Raw genomic sequence first — 19,104 nt, forward strand, 5'->3', positions numbered from 1 at the left:
CCGGCGTCCCCGTCAAGTGACACCGGGATCAACACTGGTAAGCGCCGCCTATTCGGCGGTCGCCAGCGTCACGAGACGCTGAACCATGCGGCTGTCCTTGTCGGCCAGCGGGTCCAGCATGGTGAAGTGGTCCAGCCCGTCCAGCACCTCGACATGGGTGTCGGCGCCCTTGCCGCCCCACTCGGCGGCCATGCTGCGACTCTGGCGGATGAACTCGTTGCTTTCCGCCCCGCCGACCCAGCAGTCCAGCGCCCGCCCGCCCGGCGCCCCGCCGTTCGGCGCGGGCCAGTAGATCGGCGACAGGGCTCGCGCCGTCATGGCGTCCAGCGCCAGGGCCTCATTCAAACTGGTGTGGATCAGCGGCTCGATATCGAACACGCCCGAGATCGCCAGCGCCGCCCGCGCCCGTCCTTCGGACAGCATGCAGGCCGCCATGTGCCCGCCGACCGAGTGGCCGAAGACCAGGGGCCGCTTGCCGGTGCGGTCGCGCACCAGTTCGGTCGCCCGCCGCATCTGGCTGATGATGGCGCCGACCTTGACCGCCGGGGCCAGATCGTAGCCGGGGATGACCACGCTGATCCCCTGCTCCAGCAGGGCCGGCGCGACCCAGGCGAACCAGGCCCGGTCCAGCGCCTGCCAGTAGCCGCCGTGGATGAAGATGGCGGTCGGCGCGCCCGATCCGGCGTCGAACCATTCCATCTTCTGGCGCTCGCCGGGGCCGTATTCGACGGTGTCCGGCCGCCGGGCGTCGATGACGCGGGCCGAATCCTCTCGCCATCGTTTCAGGATCGCCGGGTGACCCGGCACGCGTTCTCGATTGTTGTAGGCCGCCTCGTAATCGACTGGAGGGGCCGTCACTGTCGCCGGAGCCTTACCCATGCCGTTTCCATCCGCTATGCACCTCCGCTTGAACGGGAGGTTCCGACCATGATGACCGCCATTTTCGTCTTCATCAAATGCGAGTTGGGCTACGCCAACGACGTCGCCGCCGATCTGGTCGACAACGTTGAAAACGTGTCGGAAGTTTACTCGACCTCGGGTCAGCACGACCTGCTGGCCAAGTTCCAGCTGCCGAAAGACGCCGACATCGGCACCTTCGTGACCAAGCAGGTCCAGACGCGGCCGCACATCCGCGACACCTTCACCGTCATCACCTTCTCGCCCTTCCTGCCGTCGCAGAAATGACCGATCTGGTCCTCCTGGCGCCGGGTCTGCCCGACAGTTTGCTGGCCCCGCTGCGCGCCTCCGGCCTGAGACTGCAGACGATGGACGGCGCGCCGTCCCCGGAGCAGGCCGAGGCGACGACCGCCTATGTCGTCTTCGGCGGCAGCCCGGCTTCCGCCGACCTGATCGATTCCCTGCCGAACCTGAAGATCATCGCCGTCCACGGCGTCGGCTATGACGGGGTGGATGTGGCGCACGCCGGGTCGCGCGGGGTGGTCGTGACCAATACCCCCGACGTCCTGACCGAGGACGTGGCCGACCTCGCCCTGGCCCTGACGCTGAACACCCTGCGCGCCCTGCCCACGGTCGAGCATCATCTGCGCAGCGGTCGCTGGGCGGCGGGCGAACGCGCGCCCCTGACCCGCCGCGCCAGCGGACGGCGCTACGGCGTTCTCGGCCTGGGTCGTATCGGCGCAGCCATCGCGCGACGGCTGGAGCCCTTGGGCGGAACCATCGCCTATCACAGCCGTCGCCCGGTCGCAGGCGCCGCCTACGCCTATCACGACAGCGCCCGCGCCTTGGCCAGGGCGGTGGACGTGTTGATCGTCGCCACGCCGGGAGGCCCCGCGACCGACAAGCTCGTCGACGCCGAGGTGCTGGCCGCGCTGGGCCCCGACGGCGTCCTGATCAACATCGCGCGCGGCGGGGTGGTGGACGAAGACGCCTTGATCGCCGCCCTTAGCGAGGATCGTCTGTTCGGCGCCGGCCTTGATGTCTTCGCGCATGAGCCGAGCGTGCCTCAGGGCCTGCTGGATCATCCGCGCTGCGTGCTGACGCCCCACGTTGGCTCGGCCACGGTGGAGACCCGCGCCGCCATGGCCGGATTGCTGGTCGAGAACCTGCTGGCCGTGCTGTCGGGCGCGCCCGCCGTCACCCCGGTGTCGACCTAGGCCTTCTTGCGCGCGGGCGGGCGGCGTTTCGGCGTGGGCTGCGCGTCCCGCCGTTCGTCGGCCGCGTCGTCGTCGCCCACCTTCTCCTCGACGGTGGCCGAGAAGCGCTGGTAGGCGCCCAGCCCCACCAGAACCACCACCGCCGCGATCAGCAGGGCGGTCGGATAGACCAGCAGGGCCACGTCCTCGCGCGCGGTCTTGAACACCACCACCAGCGCCTCGAGAAAGACGGCGATGATGATGGTCGACAGGAATTTGGTCAGGCTGCGCCGGGCCTCCGCCGCGCTGCGCCGCTCGCTGCCGCGCCGCACCTCGTCCTCGAACAGATACTTGGCCACGTCGAAGACGGCGATGGCGACAATGACATAGCCCAGCACGTCCAGGATCGCGTCGGCCCCGGACTGGTCGGGGCTGCGAACGGCTTCCCAGGCGTCGCCCAGCCCCAGCCAGACCAGCCCGAGCGCCAGCAGGAGCAGCAGCAGACTGGCCGCCCCGAACACAAGACGATTGAGAATGATCATGACAAGGCCCCTCTGTGCGGGCCGAAAACGCGCCACAACCGCAGCGGTTCAGAACCTTCGTAGAGCCCGTAGCCAATCGCAACGGATTGCTGTTAGCGTGGTCTCAGGGAAACGCAGCAAGGGCACGCAGATGGCCGATCTGGAGACATTCCGCGCCGAGACGCGCGCCTGGCTGGAGGCCAACTGCCCGGCCGAGGTGAGGGGGCCGCGCGACGGCGACGAGGACTATGTCTGGGGCGGCCGTAACGCGGTGTTCAAGACTCCGGCGCACAAGCTCTGGCTGGACCGCATGGCCGAGCGCGGCTGGACCGCGCCGGAATGGCCCAGCGAATACGGCGGCGGCGGCCTGAGCCGCGAAGAGGCCAAGGTGCTGGCCTCGGAAATGCGCCGCATCAAGGCGCAGATGCCCCTGGCCAGCTTCGGCATCTGGATGCTGGGTCCGGCGCTTCTGGCCTTCGGCACCGAGGAACAGAAGCAGCGCTTCCTGCCGCCCATCGTGCGCGGCGAGATCCGCTGGTGTCAGGGCTATTCCGAGCCGGGTTCGGGCTCTGACCTCGCCTCGATCCAGACGCGGGCTGAAGACAAGGGCGATCACTGGATCGTCAATGGCCAGAAGGTCTGGACCTCCTACGCCGACAAGGCCGACTGGATCTTCTGTCTGGTCCGCACCGACCCCGAGGCGCCCAAGCATCTGGGCATCAGCTTCGTCCTGTTCGACATGGCGACGCCGGGTGTCAGCACCCGGCCCATCACGCTGATTTCGGGCAAGTCGCCCTTCTGCGAGACCTTCTTCGACGATGTGCGCGTCGAGAAGGAAAACCTGATCGGCACGCTGAACCGCGGCTGGGACGTGGCCAAGGCCCTGCTGGCGCACGAGCGGACCATGATCGGCGCCATGGGCGACACCGGCGTCGGTCGTCCCCTGGGCCAGGTGGCGACCGATGCGCTCGGGGTGGACGAGGCCGGGCGGCTGGACGAGCCGTCCTTGCGCGCCCGCATCGCCGACTACGACATCGACGCCGCCGCCTTCCGGCTGGCGATGGAGCGGGTGGGGGATCAGGTAAAGGCGAAACAGGCCCACCCGGCCATCGCCTCCATGCTCAAATACTATGGCTCCGAACTGAACAAGCGCCGCCACGAACTGGCCATGGCGGCCGGCGGCGCCGACGCGCTGGAATGGGAGGGTGAACGGTCGAAAGACGGCGCCGCCGCCCGCGACTGGCTGCGCACCAAGGCCAACTCCATCGAGGGCGGGACCAGCGAAATCCAGCTGAACATCATCGCCAAACACCTGCTGCAACTGCCGGGAGCCTGAGCCGATGCCCCTGATCCTGACCGAAGAGCAGACCATGCTTCAGGACGCCGCCGACGGCTTCCTGAACGAGAAGGCCCCCATCGCCCACTTGCGCCAGCTGCGCGACAGCCGCGATGCCGATGGCGTCTCGCGCGACCTGTGGCGGGCCTTCGGCGAGATGGGTTTCGCCGGCGTCGTCATTGATGAGGAAGACGGCGGCTCCGGCCTCGGCGCCGTCGAGGCGGGCGTCATCGCCGAGAGCCTGGGCCGCACCCTGACGCCCTCGCCCTTCATGGCTTCGTCGGTGTTGGCCGCGACGGTGCTGAAGGCGGCGGGTTCGGAGGCGCAGAAGGCGTGGCTGGGCAAGATTTCGGCGGGCGAGGCCATCCTCAGCCTCGCCGTTGACGAAGGACCCAAGCACGCGCCGAGCAAGATCAGGACGCGGGCCGAACGGTCCGGCAACGGCTTCAAACTGAACGGCGCCAAGGGCTTCGTGCTGGACGGACACGTCGCCGACGCCCTGATCGTGGCCGCGCAGACCGACGAGGGCCTGACCCTCTTCCTGATCGACCCGAAGACGCCAGGCGTGGCGGTCGAGCGCACCGTCATGGTCGACGCCCACAACGCTGCGCGGATCACCCTGGCCGAGGTGATGGTGGACGCCGACGCCGTCATCGGCGCCGTGGGCGAGGGGCAGGGGCCGCTGAACGCCGCGTTCGTTCTGGGCCGCGCTTGCGCCGCCGCCTCCCTGGTCGGAGCCGGGGATCAGGCCTTCAAGTTGACGCTGGACTACCTCAAGACCCGCAAGCAGTTCGGCAAGCTGATCGGCGAGTTCCAGGCCCTGCAGCACCGCGCCTCCCACCTCTTCACCGAGCTGGAGCTGGCCAGGGCCGCGACGCTCGCCGCGCTTCAGGCCATCGACGCCGGCCGCCCCGACGCGGAACAGACCGCCGGCATCGCCAAGGCCAAGGCTGGCCGCGTCGCCGAACTGGCGGTGCAGGAGGCGGTCCAGATGCACGGCGGCGTCGGCATGACCGACGAGTTCGACGTCGGCCTGTTCATGAAGCGCGTCCGCGTCCTCAACGAACTGCTCGGCGACGCCGGCTTCCACGCTGAACGGCTGGCGCGGGCGCAGGGCTTCTGACTTCCTTCTCCCTCAAGGGGAGAAGGGAATTTGATCCAGGACAAGGCTGGACGCGGCCGGGGTGACGCATCGGTCGCGCCCGGCTAAACCTCCCGCAAGGGAGAAACCACATGACGCGATCCAACGCGCCCGCCTATCAGACCGGCTTCGCCAATCATTTCGCCACCGAGGCGGTTGAGGGCGCCCTGCCGGTCGGCCGGAACTCGCCGCAGCGCCCGGCTCTGGGCCTCTATGCCGAGCAATTGTCGGGCGCGGCCTTCACCGCCCCGCGCGACCACAACCTGCGCAGCTGGCTCTATCGTCTGCGGCCCTCGGCCCAGCACGGCCCCTATGCGCCGTTCGAGCAGAGGCGCGTCCGGTCCGGCCCCTTCACCGAGACCCCGCCCAATCCCAATCGGATGCGTTGGGACCCTCTGCCCCTGCCCGACACCCCGACCGACTGGGTTGAGGGCCTGACCACCTATGGCGGTAATGGCGATGCCGATTCCGGCGCGGGCGTGGGCGTCCACCTCTACGTCGCGAACCGCTCGATGACCGACCGCGTCTTCTATGACGCCGACGGCGAACTGCTGATCGTGCCGCAGCAGGGCGCGCACCGCTTCGTCACCGAGATGGGCGTGATCGAGGCTCAGCCCGGCCATGTCGTGGTCATTCCGCGCGGCGTCCGGTTCCGCGTCGAGGTCGACGGACCCGTGCGCGGCTATGTCTGCGAGAACTACGGCGCGCCCTTCCGCCTGCCGGACCTTGGACCCATCGGCTCCAACGGCTTGGCCAATCCGCGCGATTTCGAGACCCCGGTCGCCCGGTTCGAGGACGTGGATCGCCCGACCCAATGCGTGCAGAAGTATGGCGGTCAGCTGTGGGCCACCACCTTTGACCACAGCCCGCTGGACGTGGTCGCCTGGCACGGCAACTACGCCCCCTATCGCTATGATACGGCGCGGTTCAACACCATCGGCACGGTCAGCTTCGACCACCCGGATCCGTCGATCTTCACCGTCCTGACCTCGCCCAGCGATACGCCCGGCACGGCCAACTGCGACTTCGTCATCTTCCCGCCGCGCTGGATGGTGGCCGAGGACACCTTCCGCCCGCCGTGGTTCCACAGGAACGTCATGAGCGAGTTCATGGGGCTGATCTTCGGCGAATACGACGCCAAGGCGGGCGGCTTCGCCCCGGGCGGCGCTTCCCTGCACAACCGCATGAGCGGCCACGGCCCCGACCAGGCCAGCTGGAACGGCGCGACGAAGGCCGAGCTGAAGCCGCACAAGATCGAGAACACCCTGGCCTTCATGTTCGAGACACGGATGCCCATCCGCACCACGGCCTGGGCCGAGGCGACGCCGCAGATGCAGCTCGACTACGACGACTGCTGGACCGGATTTGAAAAAGGAAACGCCCAATGACGATCAAGGCCCTGCTGCTCGCCGCCGGTCTCGCCATCTCCGGTCTGGGGCTGGCGGCCTGTTCGCCGACGCCGGCGCCGGAGCCGGTGATCGCGCATACAGACGCCGAGCCCGCGCCGACGATGAGCGTCAGCTCCAGCGCCTGCACCGCCCAGGGCGGCGAGATGCGCCAGGTCGGCCGGATGCAGTCCTGGCAGTGCGTGGTGAAATACGCCGACGCGGGCAAGCGCTGCACCGACGCTTCTCAATGCGAGGGCCAGTGCGAGATCGCCGGCAACAGCGGCGTCACGCCGGGAGCCGCCGCCGTCGGCGTCTGTCAGGCTGACAGCAACCGGTTCGGTTGCCGCACCACGGTCAAGGCCGGCAACGCCGAGGCGACGCTCTGCATCGACTAGCCTGGCCGCCATGGTCACGGCATGAAAAAGGCCCCCGTCGCTTGCGCGGCGGGGGCCTTGTCTGTTGGGCGCTTGCCTTAGTTGGCGGGCGCCGGGGCCGGCGGGGTGGTGCTCGGCGAGGTGTTCGGCGTGTTCTGGGTCGTCATGCCCCCGTCGGCGTTGCCGGCCTGTTGCTCGATGCGGTCAGCCTCGGCGTTCAGCGCCTGCTCCTGGGCTTCGTTCGGGGTCGCTGCGGCCTGGGCTTCCAGGGCGTCGGCCTTCTGTTCGGCGGCCTTGTCAGCGGCGCTTTCACCGCAGGCGGCCAGGCCGGCGACGGCGACGATCGAAGCGGCGGCGAGAACGAGTTTACGCATGGTGTTCCTCCTTGTTGAGCGGGAAGAACGTCGCGCCTCACATTCGGTTCACGCCTGTGTGATCACATTTTCAGGCCGCGTCGGCGAAGGCGACGCGCGCCGCGCCAAGCAATGCGGCCTGCTTGTGCAGGATGACCTTGGTCGGGATGGCGGCCATGTAGTCATGGAACCGGCCCTTGCGCTCGAACCGCTGGCGGAAGGGGCTGGTCTGAAGGAAGGGCAGGATGCGCGGGGCGATGCCGCCCGCGATATAGACCCCGCCGCGCGCGCCGGTCGTCAGGGCGATGTCCCCCGCCACGGCGCCCAGGATGGCGCAGAACCGCGCCAGCGTATGACCGCAGGGGCTGTCGGGATCCTTCAGGGCCGCCTCGGTGATCTCGGCCGGGTCGTCGATATGGGTCTCGCGTCCGTCGATTTCGGCCAGGGCGCGGTGCATGTTCAGCAGTCCAGGGCCGCAGATCAGCCGCTCGATCGAGACGCGATCATAGCGACGGCGCATGATGCGCAGGATTTCGTCCTCCACCGCGTCGCCGGGGGGGAAGCAGGCGTGTCCGCCTTCGGACGGCATGGCCATTTCCCGGCCGTAGGCGTCCCGCACCAGGGCCGAGACGCCAAAGCCCGTGCCGGGCCCCACCACGGCCAGGGTGGCGTGCGGATCGCCCTCCGCAGGCCCGCCCAGGGACGCCAGCTCCGCCTCCGGCACGACGGGCGCGCCCCAGGCCAGGGCCTCGAAATCGTTGATCAGCCTGACCGGATCAAGGCCCAGGGTCTGAAGCTCGCCCTCCGACACCCGCCACGGCGAGTTGGTCAGGTCGATCTCGCCGTCGGCGACCGGTCCCGCCACGGCGATGACGCCGCCCGTCGGCTTGACCTCGCAGCCGTCGAGAAAGGCCTTCACCCCTTCCAGGAAGGTGGGATAGGTCTCCGCCGGAAAGCTCTCGTGATGCTCCACCACCGGGCGGCCGTCGACCATCCGGGCCAGGGCGAAGCGAGCGTTGGTGCCGCCGACGTCCCCGACCAGCAGAGGGCCTACGCGAGGGTTCAGATCGTTCATGGGCGTCTCCTGCGCTCGGCCGGGCGGATCAGGCGTCCACCGTCCGGTCGACGAAGTTGGGGTGGGGCGGCGTGTCGGTGTGCCCGCCGGGACGGACGGGCACGGCGAAGCAGACGGTCGCCCCCTCTTCGGCCGTCGTGACCACGTGACGGAAGGCGCCGAACAGGTCGCGGCCATAGCCCCAGGAGGCGCCGTGGGCGTTTGCGGGCGAGCGCACGGCGAGCGGCCGCGCGGTCAGGTCCAACACGCCGACGGTCGTCAGCACCCCGGCTTCGGCGTCCAGTCGGATGATGTCGCCGTCCCGCACATGGGCCAGAGGGCCGCCGGCCAAAGCCTCAGGCGAGACGTGGATGGCGGCGGGGGTCTTGCCGCTGGCGCCCGACATGCGGCCGTCGGTGACGAAGGCCACCTTGAAGCCCCTGTCCTGGATCACCGACAGGGCCGGCGACAGGCTGTGCAGTTCGGGCATGCCGTTGGCCCTGGGGCCCTGGAAGCGCAGCACCAGCACCACGTCGCGGAACAGCTTGCCGTCCTTGAAGGCCTGCAGCGCGTCTTCCTGGGTCTCGAAGACGGCGGCGGGGGCCTCGACGATGCGGTTCTCCGGCTTGACGGCCGAGACTTTGATCACCGCCCGGCCCAGGTCGCCCTGCACCAGCCGCAGACCGCCGTCCTTCTGGAAGGGATCGGACGCGGGGCGCAGGATATCGCGGTCCAGAGTCTCCGACACTCCGTCGCGCCAGACCAGCTCTCCGTTCACCAGCGACGGTTCCTGGAAATAGGCCTCGATGCCCTGACCCATGACCGTCACGACATCCGTGTGGAGATTGCCGGCCATCGCCAGTTCGCGCGCCACGAAGGCCACGCCGCCCGCCGCCTGGAAGGCGTTCACATCGGCTGAGCCATTGGGATAGACCCGCGCCAGCAACGGCGTCACCGAGGATAGCTGATCCATGTCGGTCCAGTCGATCAGCACGCCCGCGGCCCGCGCCATGGCCACCAGGTGAATGGCGTGGTTGGTCGAGCCCCCGGTGGCCAGCAGGGCGACGATCATGTTGACGATCGACTTCTCGCTGATGACGTCGGCCATGCGGCTCTCGCCGGTCCGGGCCAGCTCGACCGTGCGCCGCGCCGCCGCCGCCGTCAGGGCGTCGCGAAGGCCGGTCTCGGGGTGGACGAAGGCGGTTGAGGGCAGGTGCAGTCCGCCCAGTTCCATCATCATCTGGTTGGAGTTGGCGGTGCCGTAGAAGGTGCAGGTGCCCGGCGAATGGTAGCTGCCGATCTCGCTGGCCAGCAGGGTGGGACGGTCCACCAGACCCTGGGCGTACTCGGCGCGAATGCGGGCCTTCTCGGCGTTGGGTATGCCCGACGGCATGGGACCGGCGGGGGCGAAGACGATCGGCAGATGGCCAAAGGCCAGGGCCCCCATGAAAAGGCCGGGCACGATCTTGTCGCACACCCCCAGCATCATGGCGGCGTCAAATGCGTCATGGGTCAGGGCCACGCCTGTCGACATGGCGATGACGTCGCGGCTGAACAGCGACAGCTCCATGCCGGGACGACCCTGGGTGACGCCGTCGCACATGGCCGGGGTCCCGCCCGCCACCTGGGCCGTGGCGCCGACTTCGCGCACCGCCTTGCGGATCATGTCGGGAAAGCGCTCGAACGGCTGATGCGCCGACAGCATGTCGTTGTAGGCGGTGACCACGCCGATGTTCGGCTTCGACCCGTCCATGGCCGTCAGCTTGTCGGCGATGGTCTGGCCGGCGAAGGCGTGGGCCCAGTTGGCGCAGGACAGCTTGGCGCGCCCGGCGCCGCTGTCGCGGGCGGCGTCCATGCGGCTCAGATAGTCGCTTCGGGTCTCGCGGCTGCGTTCGACGATGCGGGCGGTGACCTCCGCCACGATCGGATTTAGGTTGGGGGGATTGAGCGCCATCAGACAGCCTCCGTCCAAAGCACTTCAAGGGGAACCTTCGCCGCGATCATTGCGGCGATCGGATGGATGCGCGGATCGCCTTCGGCCTCGCGCTCGAACACCGCGCGCTTGGTCGCCCCGGTCAGGGCCAGCACCACGCGCCGGGCGCCGATCAGATAGGGCAGGTTGATCGACAGCCGTTCCTGCGGCGGCGCCATGTCGTCGCGTCCCGCCGGCACGCCATAGACGGCCGGCTTCAGACCGGGGGTCAGCAGGGTCTTCAACGTCGGGCTCTCGGGGAACATGGAGCAGATATGTCCGTCCTCGCCCATGCCCAGCAGGACGGCGTCGAGGCGTCCGCCCTGCGTCTCCAACGCCTTCGACGCCTCGGCGGCGGCGCGATCCACGGTCACGGCGGGGGCGTAAAGCGGCAGGAAGCCCGCAGCGGCGGCCCGTCCGGTCAGCAGGGTGCGCTTCATCAGCGCCGCGTTCGAGTCCGGGGAGGTCTCCGGCACATAGCGCTCGTCCACCAGGGTCGCGGTGACCCGGGACCAGTCCAGATCGATCGGCGCCAGCCGCGCATAGATGGGCGAAGGCGTCGATCCGCCCGCGCCGGCCAGGACGGCCCGACCGTTGTCGCTCAGGCCCTCAGCCAGGGCCTCGGCCAGGCGCGCGGCGCAGGCCGCGGCCCAGGCGTCAGCGGTGGGAAAGATCTTGATGGCGTCGTTAGGCATCGCGCGTGTTCCACCGACGGCCGGTCCGCGACAGCAGCAGGTCCGCCGCTTCCGGGCCCCAGGTTCCGGCGACATAGTCCAGCGGCTTGAAGCTGGCGCCCGACCAGGCGTCGGACACCTCGTCGACCCACTTCCAGGCCTGTTCAGCCTCGTCGCGGCGCACGAACAGGGTGCTGTCGCCGTGCATGGCGTCCAGCAGCAGGCGCTCATAGGCGATGCGGCGGCGCGGCGGGGCGGCGCCCTTGCCGTCCACGCCCCAGGACAGGCTCATCTTGATCGGCTGCAACTGCATCCGCTGATCCAGCCCCGGCTTCTTGTTCATCACCGACAGCGAGATGTCTTCCTCGGGCTGCAGTTCGATGACCAGACGGTTGGCGTTGATCTCGCCGCGCTCGCCGTGGCCGAAAATGGAGTGGGGCACCGGCTTGAACTGGATGACGATCTCGGTGCGCTTCTCGGGCAGGCGCTTGCCGGTCCGCATGAAGAAGGGCACCCCCGCCCAGCGCCAGTTGTCGATGTCGGCGCGGATGGCGACGAAGGTCTCGGTGTCTGACGGCTGGCCGCGTTCCTCGTCATAGCTCTTGGCCGGCTGACCCTCACTGGTTCCGGCCACATACTGACCGCGCACGGTGACGCGCTCGGCTTCCTCCGGGGTGATGGGACGCAGGGAGCGCAGCACCTTGACCTTCTCGTTGCGCACCGAGTCCGGGTCCAGGTCGCTTGGCGGCTCCATCGCCACCAGGCACAGCAGTTGAAGCATGTGGTTCTGCAACATGTCGCGCAGGGCGCCGTAGTCGTCGTAATAGGGCCAGCGGTCGCCGACGCCGACGGTCTCGCCCACCGTGATCTGCACGTGATCGACCGTCAGATTGTTCCACAGCGGCTCGAAGATGGTGTTGCCGAAGCGCAGGGCGATCAGGTTCTGGACCGTCTCCTTGCCCAGGTAGTGGTCGATGCGGAACACCTGCCGCTCGTCAAAGGCGTGAGCCACGGCGTCGTCGATTTCGAGGAAGCTCTCAAGATCGCGGCCGACGGGCTTCTCCAGCACGATGCGGCAGTTCTTCTCCGCTAGGCCCGCCGCCTTCATCGCCGTGACGATGCGCCCGTAGAGCGAGGGGGAGACCGCCAGGAAGGAGGTCGTCTCGCCGTCGCCGGCCTTGGCCTTCAGCGCCTTCAGGCTTTCGGGATCGGTGGCGTCCACGGCCAGATAGTCGAGGCGGGCGGCCATGCGCGACCAGGTGGTCTCGTCCCAGCCGCCGTCGGCTTCCGCGCGGGCCTTCACCGCCGCGTGGACCTTGGCGACATACTCCTCAGCCGTTTCGCTTGAGCGGGCGGCGCCGATGATCTTCAGCCCCTCGGGCAGCAGGCCGTCGTGATCAAGGAAATAGAGCGAAGGCAACAGCATCCGCATGGCGAGGTCGCCGCCTCCGCCGAACAGAATCAGAGCCGCCATTCGCGTTTTATCCTCCGTGGCCCCGGCAGGCGGGGTCTTGGCCGTTAAAGCTTAGCCATCGTCCTTGGCCGCTTCCGCCCGCTTCGCCAAGACGACCAATACGTCTTGAAACACCATGTTACGCGCATGGAGAAGGACGAGCAGGTGATAGATCAAATCCGCCGCCTCGCTGGCGAGTTCCGCATTATCTCCCGCCGCCCCGGCCAGAGCCGTCTCCACCCCCTCTTCACCGACCTTCTGCGCCGCGCGTTTCGGCCCCTGGGCCATCAGGCGCGCTGTCCAGCTGTCGTTCGGGTCGGCCTGGGCGCGCACATGGATGGTGCGTTCCAAGCGTGCGATCCGGCCGACGCCCGGCGCGTCTTCGTCGCCGAAGCAACTGATCCGGTTCAGGTGGCAGGCGTTGCCGACCGGGCGGACCTTTACCACCACGGCGTCGCCGTCGCAGTCGGGCGTCACCGAGACCACGTTCAGAAAGTCGCCAGACGTCTCGCCCTTCCTCCACCGTCCGCCGCGCGAGCGCGAGAAGAAGGTGGCCTGTCCGCTGTCCAAGGTTTCACGCAGGGCCGCCTCGTCCATATAGGCCAGGGTCAGCACCTGCAGGGTGTCGGCGTCCTGCACCACGGCGGGGATCAGGCCGTCGCCCTTGGCGAAGTCGATTTGGGATATGTCGATGGAAGCAGCGAGGGTCATTTGTCTTGTCCGCTCATCCCCGCGGAGGCGGGGACACGGGTTTGAGCCATCTGACGGACGGCGGCCTTGTTCGCGAAAACCGGCCCATGGCGTTCGTCGCCAAAGTCCTGGGTCCCCGCCTCCGCGGGGATGAGCGGAATGAGGGTGGTCATATCCTCACCTCCACGCCTTGCGCGTCCAGGTAACGTTTGAGATCGGGAATTGCGATCGCGCCCGAGTGGAAGACGCTGGCGGCCAGCGCCCCCGATACGTCGGCTTCGACAAACACGTGGCGGAAATGCTCGACCGCCCCGGCGCCGCCCGAGGCCACCAGCGGAATGGTCAGCCGCCGTCGCGCCTCGGCCAGTTGGGCGATGTCATAGCCGCGCCGCACCCCGTCCTGATCGATGCAGTTCAGCACGATCTCGCCAGCACCCAAATCTTGCGCCTCGACGATCCAGTCCAGGGTCAGCCTGCCGGCGCCGCGCCGGGCGTCGGGATCGCCGGTGTATTTGTGCACCCGCCACTCGCCGTCCTGAAAGGCGCTGTCGACGCCGACCACGACGCATTGCCGGCCCAGCCGCGCGGCCATCTCGCCGATCAGCTCGGGGCGTTCCAGGGCGGGCGAATTGATCGACACCTTGTCGGCCCCGTGATCGAGACAGCGCGCCGCCTGTTCCACCGTGCGAATGCCGCCCGCGACGCAGAAGGGGATGTCCAGCAGCCGGGCGATGTCCTGCACCCAGCTATAATCCAGCGTGCGCCCCTGCGGGCTGGCGGTGATGTCATAGAAGACCAGTTCGTCGGCGCCCTGATCGCGATAGCGGGCGGCCAGTTCGGCGGCGTCGCCCATGTCGACGTGGCCCTCGAACCGCACGCCCTTGACCACCCGCCCGTCCTTGACGTCCAGGCAGGGGATGATGCGTCTCGCGGTCATCGGGCCACGGCTTTCAGCGCCTCGGCGGCGGTGAAGCGACCCTCGTAGATGGCGCGCCCGACGATGGCGCCGTCGCAGCCCAGATCACGTGCGGCGATCAGGTCGTCCAGCGACGCCACCCCGCCCGAGGCCTGCAGCTTCAGTTCGGGGCGCCGGGCCAGCGCCTCGCCCAGCAGGTCGAGATTGGGTCCGGTCAGGGCCCCGTCACGGCCCACGTCGGTCATCAGCACATGGGTCAGCAGGTCCGACGGATAGCGGTCCAGCACGCTCCACAGATCGACCCCCGCCGACTGGGTCCAGCCCTTCAGCGCCGGGACGGGAACGCCGCCTTCGTATTTGACGTCCAGCGCCAGGGTGATGCGTTCGGGTCCGAAGCGGTTCAGCCAGGCAAGCACCTCATCGGATTTCGTCACGGCCAGCGACCCGACCACCACGCGGCTGACGCCCGCCTCCAGCAGGCGCTCGACATCGGCTTCGGAGCGCACCCCGCCGCCCGACTGAATCCTGACCGCGACGGAGGCCGCCAGCTCGCCGATCAGACCGTGCTGCATGGCGCGCCCGGCCTCAGCCCCGTCCAGATCGACAATGTGGACCCAGTCGGCGCCCTCGGCGGCGAAGGCGGCCAGGCGCGCGGCCGGGACCTCGTCGTAGCGGGTCACCTGATCAAACCGACCGTGCATCAACCGCACGCAGACGCCGTCCTTCAGGTCGATTGCGGGATAGACGATCATGCGGGCAACTCGAGGAAATTCTTCAGGATACGCGCGCCCGCCGCGGCGGACCGCTCCGGGTGGAACTGGCAGCCCCAGCGGTTGGCGCTGTTGACCACGGCGGGGACGGCGATGCCGTAGTCGGCGGCGGCGAGCGTCGCCGGGCCATCGGGGCAGACGAAGCCGTGAACAAAATAGGCCCAGTCGCCGTCCTTGACGCCCTCCAGCAGGGGGTCAGGACGCCGGATCGTCAGCCGGCTCCAGCCCATGTGCGGCGAGGGGCGCGACGGGGCGGGGGCGATGGCCTCGACCCGACCGGGGATCAGGCGCAGCAGGTCGGCACCCCCATCTTCGGCGCTGGTCTCGAACAGCAGTTGCTGGCCCAGGCAGACCCCCAGCAGGGGCCGCTTGAACCGCCGCAGCGGCTCCCCCAGTCCGAGCGCGTGCAGGCGCTGCATGGCGTAACCCGCCGCGCCTACGCCGGGCAGGATGACCCGCTCGGCCTCGTCCAGATCGGTGGGGTCGGCGGTGATCCGCACCCGCGCGCCCAGCCGCTCCAGCGCGAACCGCACCGAGGCGACATTGCCCGAGCCGTAACCGATCAGGGTGACGTTGCTCATAAGCCGGTTCCGATCCTCCCCTGTCGCACGGCGACGGGGGAGGGGGACCATGCGCAGCATGGTGGAGGGGGCGAGATAGGGGCGCGGCGGGCGGGGCTTGCCCCCTCCACCGCTGCGCGGTCCCCCTCCCCCGCTTCGCAAGGGAGGATCAAGGCTGCTGCGCTCATCACAGCACCCCCTTGGTGCTCGGCACGACATCGCCCTCGACGCGGATGGCCTGACGCAGCGCCCGGCCCAGGGCCTTGAACACGGCCTCGGTCTTGTGGTGGTCGTCGTCGCCGGTGACGCGGACGTGGATGGCCGCGCCCAGGTTCTCGGCCAGCGAACGGATGACGTGGGCCGTCAGGTCGGTGCGGTAATCGCCGATGAAGGGGGTCGCGAAGGTCCCCTCGAACACCGGATAGGGCCGCCCTGACAGATCGATGGAGACGCTCGCATTGGCCTCGTCCATCGGCAGGACGAAGCCGTAGCGCTGAATGCCCTTCCTCTCGCCGAGCGCCTGTTTCAGCGCCTGACCCAGGGCGATCGCGCTGTCCTCGATGGTGTGGTGCGGATCGGTGTGCAGGTCGCCCTCGCAAGACAGGCGGATGGAGAACCCGCCGTGCGCCGCCACCTGTTCGATCATGTGGTCGAAGAAGCCGACGCCCGTGTGGATCTTCACCGGCCCGGCGCTGTCCAGATCGACGGCGCAGACGATGCGCGTCTCTTTCGTATCGCGCACGGCCTGTCCGACGCGGGTGCGGCGGACCTTCGGGGCTATGGCGCCCAGGGCTGTCAGCAGCCGGTCGTTGACTTCGGGCTTCAGCGACACCGGCAGGCGAACCCGGTCGCCCGCTTCATCGGCTTCGAGGCCAAACCGGCGCAGGTCGGCGATGAGCGCCGCCGGATCGGATGGTCGGGCGATGATCACCGGCCCGACCCCGGCCTCCAGCGGCATCAGCCGCGACAGGGCCTCGGCCACGCGGGCGCGTTCGCGGCGCACGCCGTCGATGCGCGCGGCGGTCTCGATCATCCGCGACGGGTCCAGGGCCTGCCCCGCCAGCCGCACCGAGACCTCGGGCAGGGCGTAGGGCTCCAGCACGCTGGCCAGCCGCGCCAGGGTCTGCGGCTGCGCCACGGCGGCGCCGACCCGCGCCCCGGCCAGGCCATAGGCCATCGACAGGCTGCGCAGCACGATCAGGTTGGCGTGGTCCTTGACCACATTCGCGGCCGACTCTGCCTCCGCGAACTCGACCAGACCCTCGTCCACCACCAACAGGGCGGGGGCGACGCGCTCAGCCATCTCGGCCACCGCCTCGGGCGAGCCCAAGGCGCGGATGACGACGGCGGCGATCTCGGCGCCTTCCGCCGGGCGGGCGTAGAGCGCCGCCAGTCCTTGATAGGGCTCAGCCTCGGGCGCCTGCACCTTCAAGCCGTCGCGGGCGGCCAGACGCCAGACCAGTTCCAGCCCGTGCGTCAGGCCGCGCACCGGTAGGACCTGAGCGGCGGCGACGCCGTAAAGCTCGGCCAGTCGCGTGCCCAGCGCGGTCGGGTCGGCCGGATAGCGGTCCAGACCTTCGCCGCCGGACACCAGCGGGGGATAGGGGGCGGGCAGGGTCACGCTTCGGTCCTCAGATCGGCGGCGCGGGCGTGGCCTTCCAGTCCCTCCATCCGCGCCAGACGCGCGGCGACCGGGGCCAGGGCGGCGGCGCCGGCCTGCGTCACCATCTGCACCGACATGGTGGTCATGAAGCTGGCGGTGGTGATGCCGCCGAGCGTCCGCGCCCCGCCGTCGGTGGGCAGGACGTGGCTGGGGCCGGCGGCGTAGTCGCCCAGGGTCTCGGCCGCCCACTGGCCGACGAAGACGGCGCCGGCGGCGGTGATCCTGTCCACCAGCCGTTCGGCCTCGTCGGCCTGGATCGACAGGTGCTCGGGACCATAGAGGTTGGCGACCGCACAGGCCTCGGCCATGTCGGCCACGCGGATGGCGCGGGCCTGTTCCAGCGAGGCGCGGGCCACGGCGGCGCGGGGAAGGGTCTCCACCTGACGCTCCACCTCGGCGACGATTTCGGTCAGGGCCGTGCCGCTGTCGGAGACCAGGATGACTTGGGCGTCGGCGTCGTGCTCGGCCTGGCTCAGCAGGTCGGCGGCGACGATCTCGAAATCGGCGTCGCGGTCGGCGATGACCAGCAGCTCCGACGGCCCCGCCGGCATGTCCTGCGCCGGACCGCCGGGCAGGGACGACGCATAGCGCTTGGCCTCGGCCACATAGGCGTTGCCGGGACCGAACAGCTTGTCGACCGGGGCGATGACGCCGTCGTCCAGTTCGACCCCGAAGGTCAGCGCGGCGATGGCCTGCGCCCCGCCCAGCAGCCACAGCTCGTCCAGGCCCGCCTCGGCGGCGGCGACGATCATGGCCGGGTGGACCGATCCGTCCTTCGACGGCGGGGTGACAGCGACGCGCCGCCCGACCCCGGCCACGCCCGCCGGAATGGCCAGCATCAGCAGCGAGGAAAACAGCGGCGCCGTGCCGCCGGGCGCATAGAGGCCGGCCGAGCCGATGGGTCGCCAGACCAGCTTCGACTTCACGCCCGGCGTGGTCTCGATGAAGGCGGTGTCCTCCGGCCGGGTCGCGGCGTGGAAGACGCGCACATTGTCGGCGGCCACCCGCAGGGCGCGCGCGGCGGCGGGCGGCAGGTCGGCGCGGGCCTGGGCGGCGGCCTTTTCGGTGATCGCCACCCGGCGCGGCGCGGCGCCGTCCAGCTTGATCGCCCAGTCGGTGACGGCCTGACCGCCGCGCGCCTGAACATCATCGAAGATCTCGCGCACCACGCTGGTGACGAAGCCCTCGGTGCGCTGCTGCGGGCGGGCCAGCGCGGCCTTGCGCCCCGCGGCGTCCAGCCTGTTCCAGTCGATACGCTTCATCACATCATCTTCTCGATCGGCAGGACCAGGATGGCCGAGGCCCCCGCCGCCTTCAGCTTCTCCAGCGTCTCCCAGAAGACGGCTTCCTGACAGACGGCGTGAACGGCCACGGCGTCGTCACGGCCGGACAGGGGCATGACGGTGGGCGACCCGGCGCCGGGCAGGATGGCGGTGATCTGATCCAGGGCCGAGCGCGGCGCGTTCAGCATGACGTATTTGGCCCCCTGCGAGGACACGACGCCCGCCATCCGCTCGATGATGCTGTCCAGCAGGTGCTGCAGCCCGGCTTCCGGCGCGGTCGGCGACTTGATCAGGACCGCCTGGCTGTCCAGCACCGTCTCATGGGCCGTCAGGCCGTTGGCCTCCAGCGTGGCCCCGGTCGAGACCAGATCGCAGATGGCCGAGGCCAGCTTCAGCCGGGGGGCCACCTCGACCGCCCCGCGCATGGTGACGATGTCGGCGCGCACGTACCGTTCGTCGAGGAAACGACGCAGGATCTTCGGATAGGAGGTGGCGATGCGCAGACCGTCCAGCGACAACGGCCCCGCGTAGTCCAGGCTCGGCGGGACGGCGATCTTCAGGGTGCAGCGGCCAAAGCCTAGCGGCATGACCACTTCGGCGTTGGGCCCGCCGTTCTTCACCTCCTCCAGCACGTTCTCGCCGACGATGCCCAGGTCGCACACCCCGTCCGCCACGAAGGTGGGGATGTCGTCGTCGCGCACCCGCAAGAGGTCGATCGGATAGTTCTCGATCCGGTACAGCAGGTCGTTGTTGCCCTTGACCACGCGCAGCCCCGCGTCGCGGACCAGGTCGAGGCTGCGTTCGGCCAGACGGCCGGATTTCTGGACGGCGATGCGAAGCCGCCCCTGCACGGTGCTCATGAT

General features: G+C 69.3%; 20 protein-coding genes. 6 read left to right on the plus strand and 14 right to left on the minus strand.

Features of this window, described 5'->3' with window-relative positions:
- Positions 1-48: 48 nt before the first annotated feature.
- On the minus strand, positions 49-879 hold the full coding sequence (locus B4A39_RS09160; protein WP_292035694.1) for an alpha/beta hydrolase: 831 nt from the start codon (positions 877-879) through the stop codon (positions 49-51).
- 48 nt (positions 880-927) lie between these two features.
- On the opposite strand from B4A39_RS09160, the gene B4A39_RS09165 reads away from it, so the two are divergent.
- Together B4A39_RS09165 and B4A39_RS09170 are read left to right on the plus strand one after the other, a co-directional pair.
- Positions 928-1,185 (plus strand): Lrp/AsnC ligand binding domain-containing protein, encoded by a 258-nt coding sequence (locus B4A39_RS09165; RefSeq protein WP_292035696.1) that lies wholly within the window; start codon positions 928-930, stop codon positions 1,183-1,185.
- The gene (locus B4A39_RS09170; protein ID WP_292035698.1) at positions 1,182-2,114 is read left to right on the plus strand and encodes a 2-hydroxyacid dehydrogenase; all 933 of its coding nucleotides are present in this window, start codon (positions 1,182-1,184) and stop codon (positions 2,112-2,114) included. The genes B4A39_RS09165 and B4A39_RS09170 overlap by 4 nt, the downstream gene beginning before the upstream one ends.
- Here B4A39_RS09170 and B4A39_RS09175 read toward each other — a convergent pair.
- Positions 2,111-2,635 carry a GNAT family acetyltransferase gene (locus tag B4A39_RS09175; protein ID WP_292035699.1) on the minus strand — a complete coding sequence of 175 codons (525 nt, stop codon included), beginning with the start codon at positions 2,633-2,635 and terminating at the stop codon, positions 2,111-2,113. The two genes, B4A39_RS09170 and B4A39_RS09175, sit on opposite strands and share 4 nt — an antisense overlap.
- Positions 2,636-2,765: 130 nt before the next feature.
- Here B4A39_RS09175 and B4A39_RS09180 point away from each other — a divergent pair, with 130 nt between their 5' ends.
- The 4 genes from B4A39_RS09180 (at position 2,766) to B4A39_RS09195 (ending at position 6,874) form a co-directional block, all read left to right on the plus strand.
- Positions 2,766-3,950, plus strand: coding sequence for an acyl-CoA dehydrogenase family protein (locus B4A39_RS09180; RefSeq protein ID WP_292035701.1), 1,185 nt, complete (start codon positions 2,766-2,768; stop codon positions 3,948-3,950).
- Positions 3,951-3,954: 4 nt separating this feature from the next.
- Positions 3,955-5,073 (plus strand): acyl-CoA dehydrogenase family protein, encoded by a 1,119-nt coding sequence (locus B4A39_RS09185; protein ID WP_292035703.1) that lies wholly within the window; start codon positions 3,955-3,957, stop codon positions 5,071-5,073.
- Between the two features lie 110 nt (positions 5,074-5,183).
- The gene (gene hmgA, locus B4A39_RS09190) at positions 5,184-6,479 is read left to right on the plus strand and encodes a homogentisate 1,2-dioxygenase (RefSeq protein WP_292035704.1); all 1,296 of its coding nucleotides are present in this window, start codon (positions 5,184-5,186) and stop codon (positions 6,477-6,479) included.
- Positions 6,476-6,874, plus strand: coding sequence for a hypothetical protein (locus tag B4A39_RS09195; RefSeq protein WP_292035705.1), 399 nt, complete (start codon positions 6,476-6,478; stop codon positions 6,872-6,874). The genes hmgA and B4A39_RS09195 overlap by 4 nt, the downstream gene beginning before the upstream one ends.
- 77 nt (positions 6,875-6,951) lie before the next feature.
- On the opposite strand, the gene B4A39_RS09200 is transcribed toward B4A39_RS09195, so the two are convergent.
- From B4A39_RS09200 to hisG, 12 genes are all read right to left on the minus strand, one after another.
- Positions 6,952-7,227, minus strand: coding sequence for a hypothetical protein (locus B4A39_RS09200; RefSeq protein ID WP_292035707.1), 276 nt, complete (start codon positions 7,225-7,227; stop codon positions 6,952-6,954).
- Between the two features lie 70 nt (positions 7,228-7,297).
- Entirely contained in the window at positions 7,298-8,281 is a 984-nt protein-coding gene (gene glk / locus B4A39_RS09205) for a glucokinase (protein ID WP_292035708.1), read from the minus strand.
- Positions 8,282-8,309: 28 nt separating this feature from the next.
- Positions 8,310-10,214, minus strand: a complete 1,905-nt coding sequence (edd, locus tag B4A39_RS09210) for a phosphogluconate dehydratase (protein WP_292035710.1) — start codon at positions 10,212-10,214, stop codon at positions 8,310-8,312.
- A complete protein-coding gene (gene pgl, locus B4A39_RS09215; RefSeq protein WP_292035712.1) occupies positions 10,214-10,927 on the minus strand; it encodes a 6-phosphogluconolactonase in 714 nt (237 codons plus the stop codon). The genes edd and pgl overlap by 1 nt, the downstream gene beginning before the upstream one ends.
- On the minus strand, positions 10,920-12,380 hold the full coding sequence (gene zwf, locus B4A39_RS09220) for a glucose-6-phosphate dehydrogenase (protein WP_292035714.1): 1,461 nt from the start codon (positions 12,378-12,380) through the stop codon (positions 10,920-10,922). Before zwf ends, pgl begins: the two co-directional genes overlap by 8 nt.
- Before the next feature lie 51 nt (positions 12,381-12,431).
- Positions 12,432-13,070 carry a bifunctional phosphoribosyl-AMP cyclohydrolase/phosphoribosyl-ATP diphosphatase HisIE gene (gene hisIE / locus B4A39_RS09225; RefSeq protein ID WP_292035717.1) on the minus strand — a complete coding sequence of 213 codons (639 nt, stop codon included), beginning with the start codon at positions 13,068-13,070 and terminating at the stop codon, positions 12,432-12,434.
- A gap of 148 nt (positions 13,071-13,218) precedes the next feature.
- The gene (gene hisF, locus B4A39_RS09230; protein ID WP_292035720.1) at positions 13,219-13,986 is read right to left on the minus strand and encodes an imidazole glycerol phosphate synthase subunit HisF; all 768 of its coding nucleotides are present in this window, start codon (positions 13,984-13,986) and stop codon (positions 13,219-13,221) included.
- A complete protein-coding gene (gene hisA / locus B4A39_RS09235) occupies positions 13,983-14,717 on the minus strand; it encodes a 1-(5-phosphoribosyl)-5-[(5-phosphoribosylamino)methylideneamino]imidazole-4-carboxamide isomerase (RefSeq protein WP_292035723.1) in 735 nt (244 codons plus the stop codon). Before hisA ends, hisF begins: the two co-directional genes overlap by 4 nt.
- Entirely contained in the window at positions 14,714-15,316 is a 603-nt protein-coding gene (gene hisH / locus B4A39_RS09240) for an imidazole glycerol phosphate synthase subunit HisH (protein ID WP_292035726.1), read from the minus strand. The genes hisA and hisH overlap by 4 nt, the downstream gene beginning before the upstream one ends.
- 166 nt (positions 15,317-15,482) lie before the next feature.
- Positions 15,483-16,916 (minus strand): imidazoleglycerol-phosphate dehydratase HisB, encoded by a 1,434-nt coding sequence (gene hisB, locus B4A39_RS09245; RefSeq protein ID WP_292035728.1) that lies wholly within the window; start codon positions 16,914-16,916, stop codon positions 15,483-15,485.
- On the minus strand, positions 16,913-18,220 hold the full coding sequence (gene hisD / locus B4A39_RS09250; protein WP_292035731.1) for a histidinol dehydrogenase: 1,308 nt from the start codon (positions 18,218-18,220) through the stop codon (positions 16,913-16,915). Before hisD ends, hisB begins: the two co-directional genes overlap by 4 nt.
- Positions 18,220-19,101, minus strand: a complete 882-nt coding sequence (gene hisG / locus B4A39_RS09255) for an ATP phosphoribosyltransferase (RefSeq protein WP_292035734.1) — start codon at positions 19,099-19,101, stop codon at positions 18,220-18,222. The genes hisD and hisG overlap by 1 nt, the downstream gene beginning before the upstream one ends.
- Positions 19,102-19,104 lie beyond the last annotated feature (3 nt).

Origin of the sequence: Brevundimonas sp. UBA4553, from assembly GCF_002387245.1 — a bacterium.
Lineage (GTDB): Bacteria > Pseudomonadota > Alphaproteobacteria > Caulobacterales > Caulobacteraceae > Brevundimonas.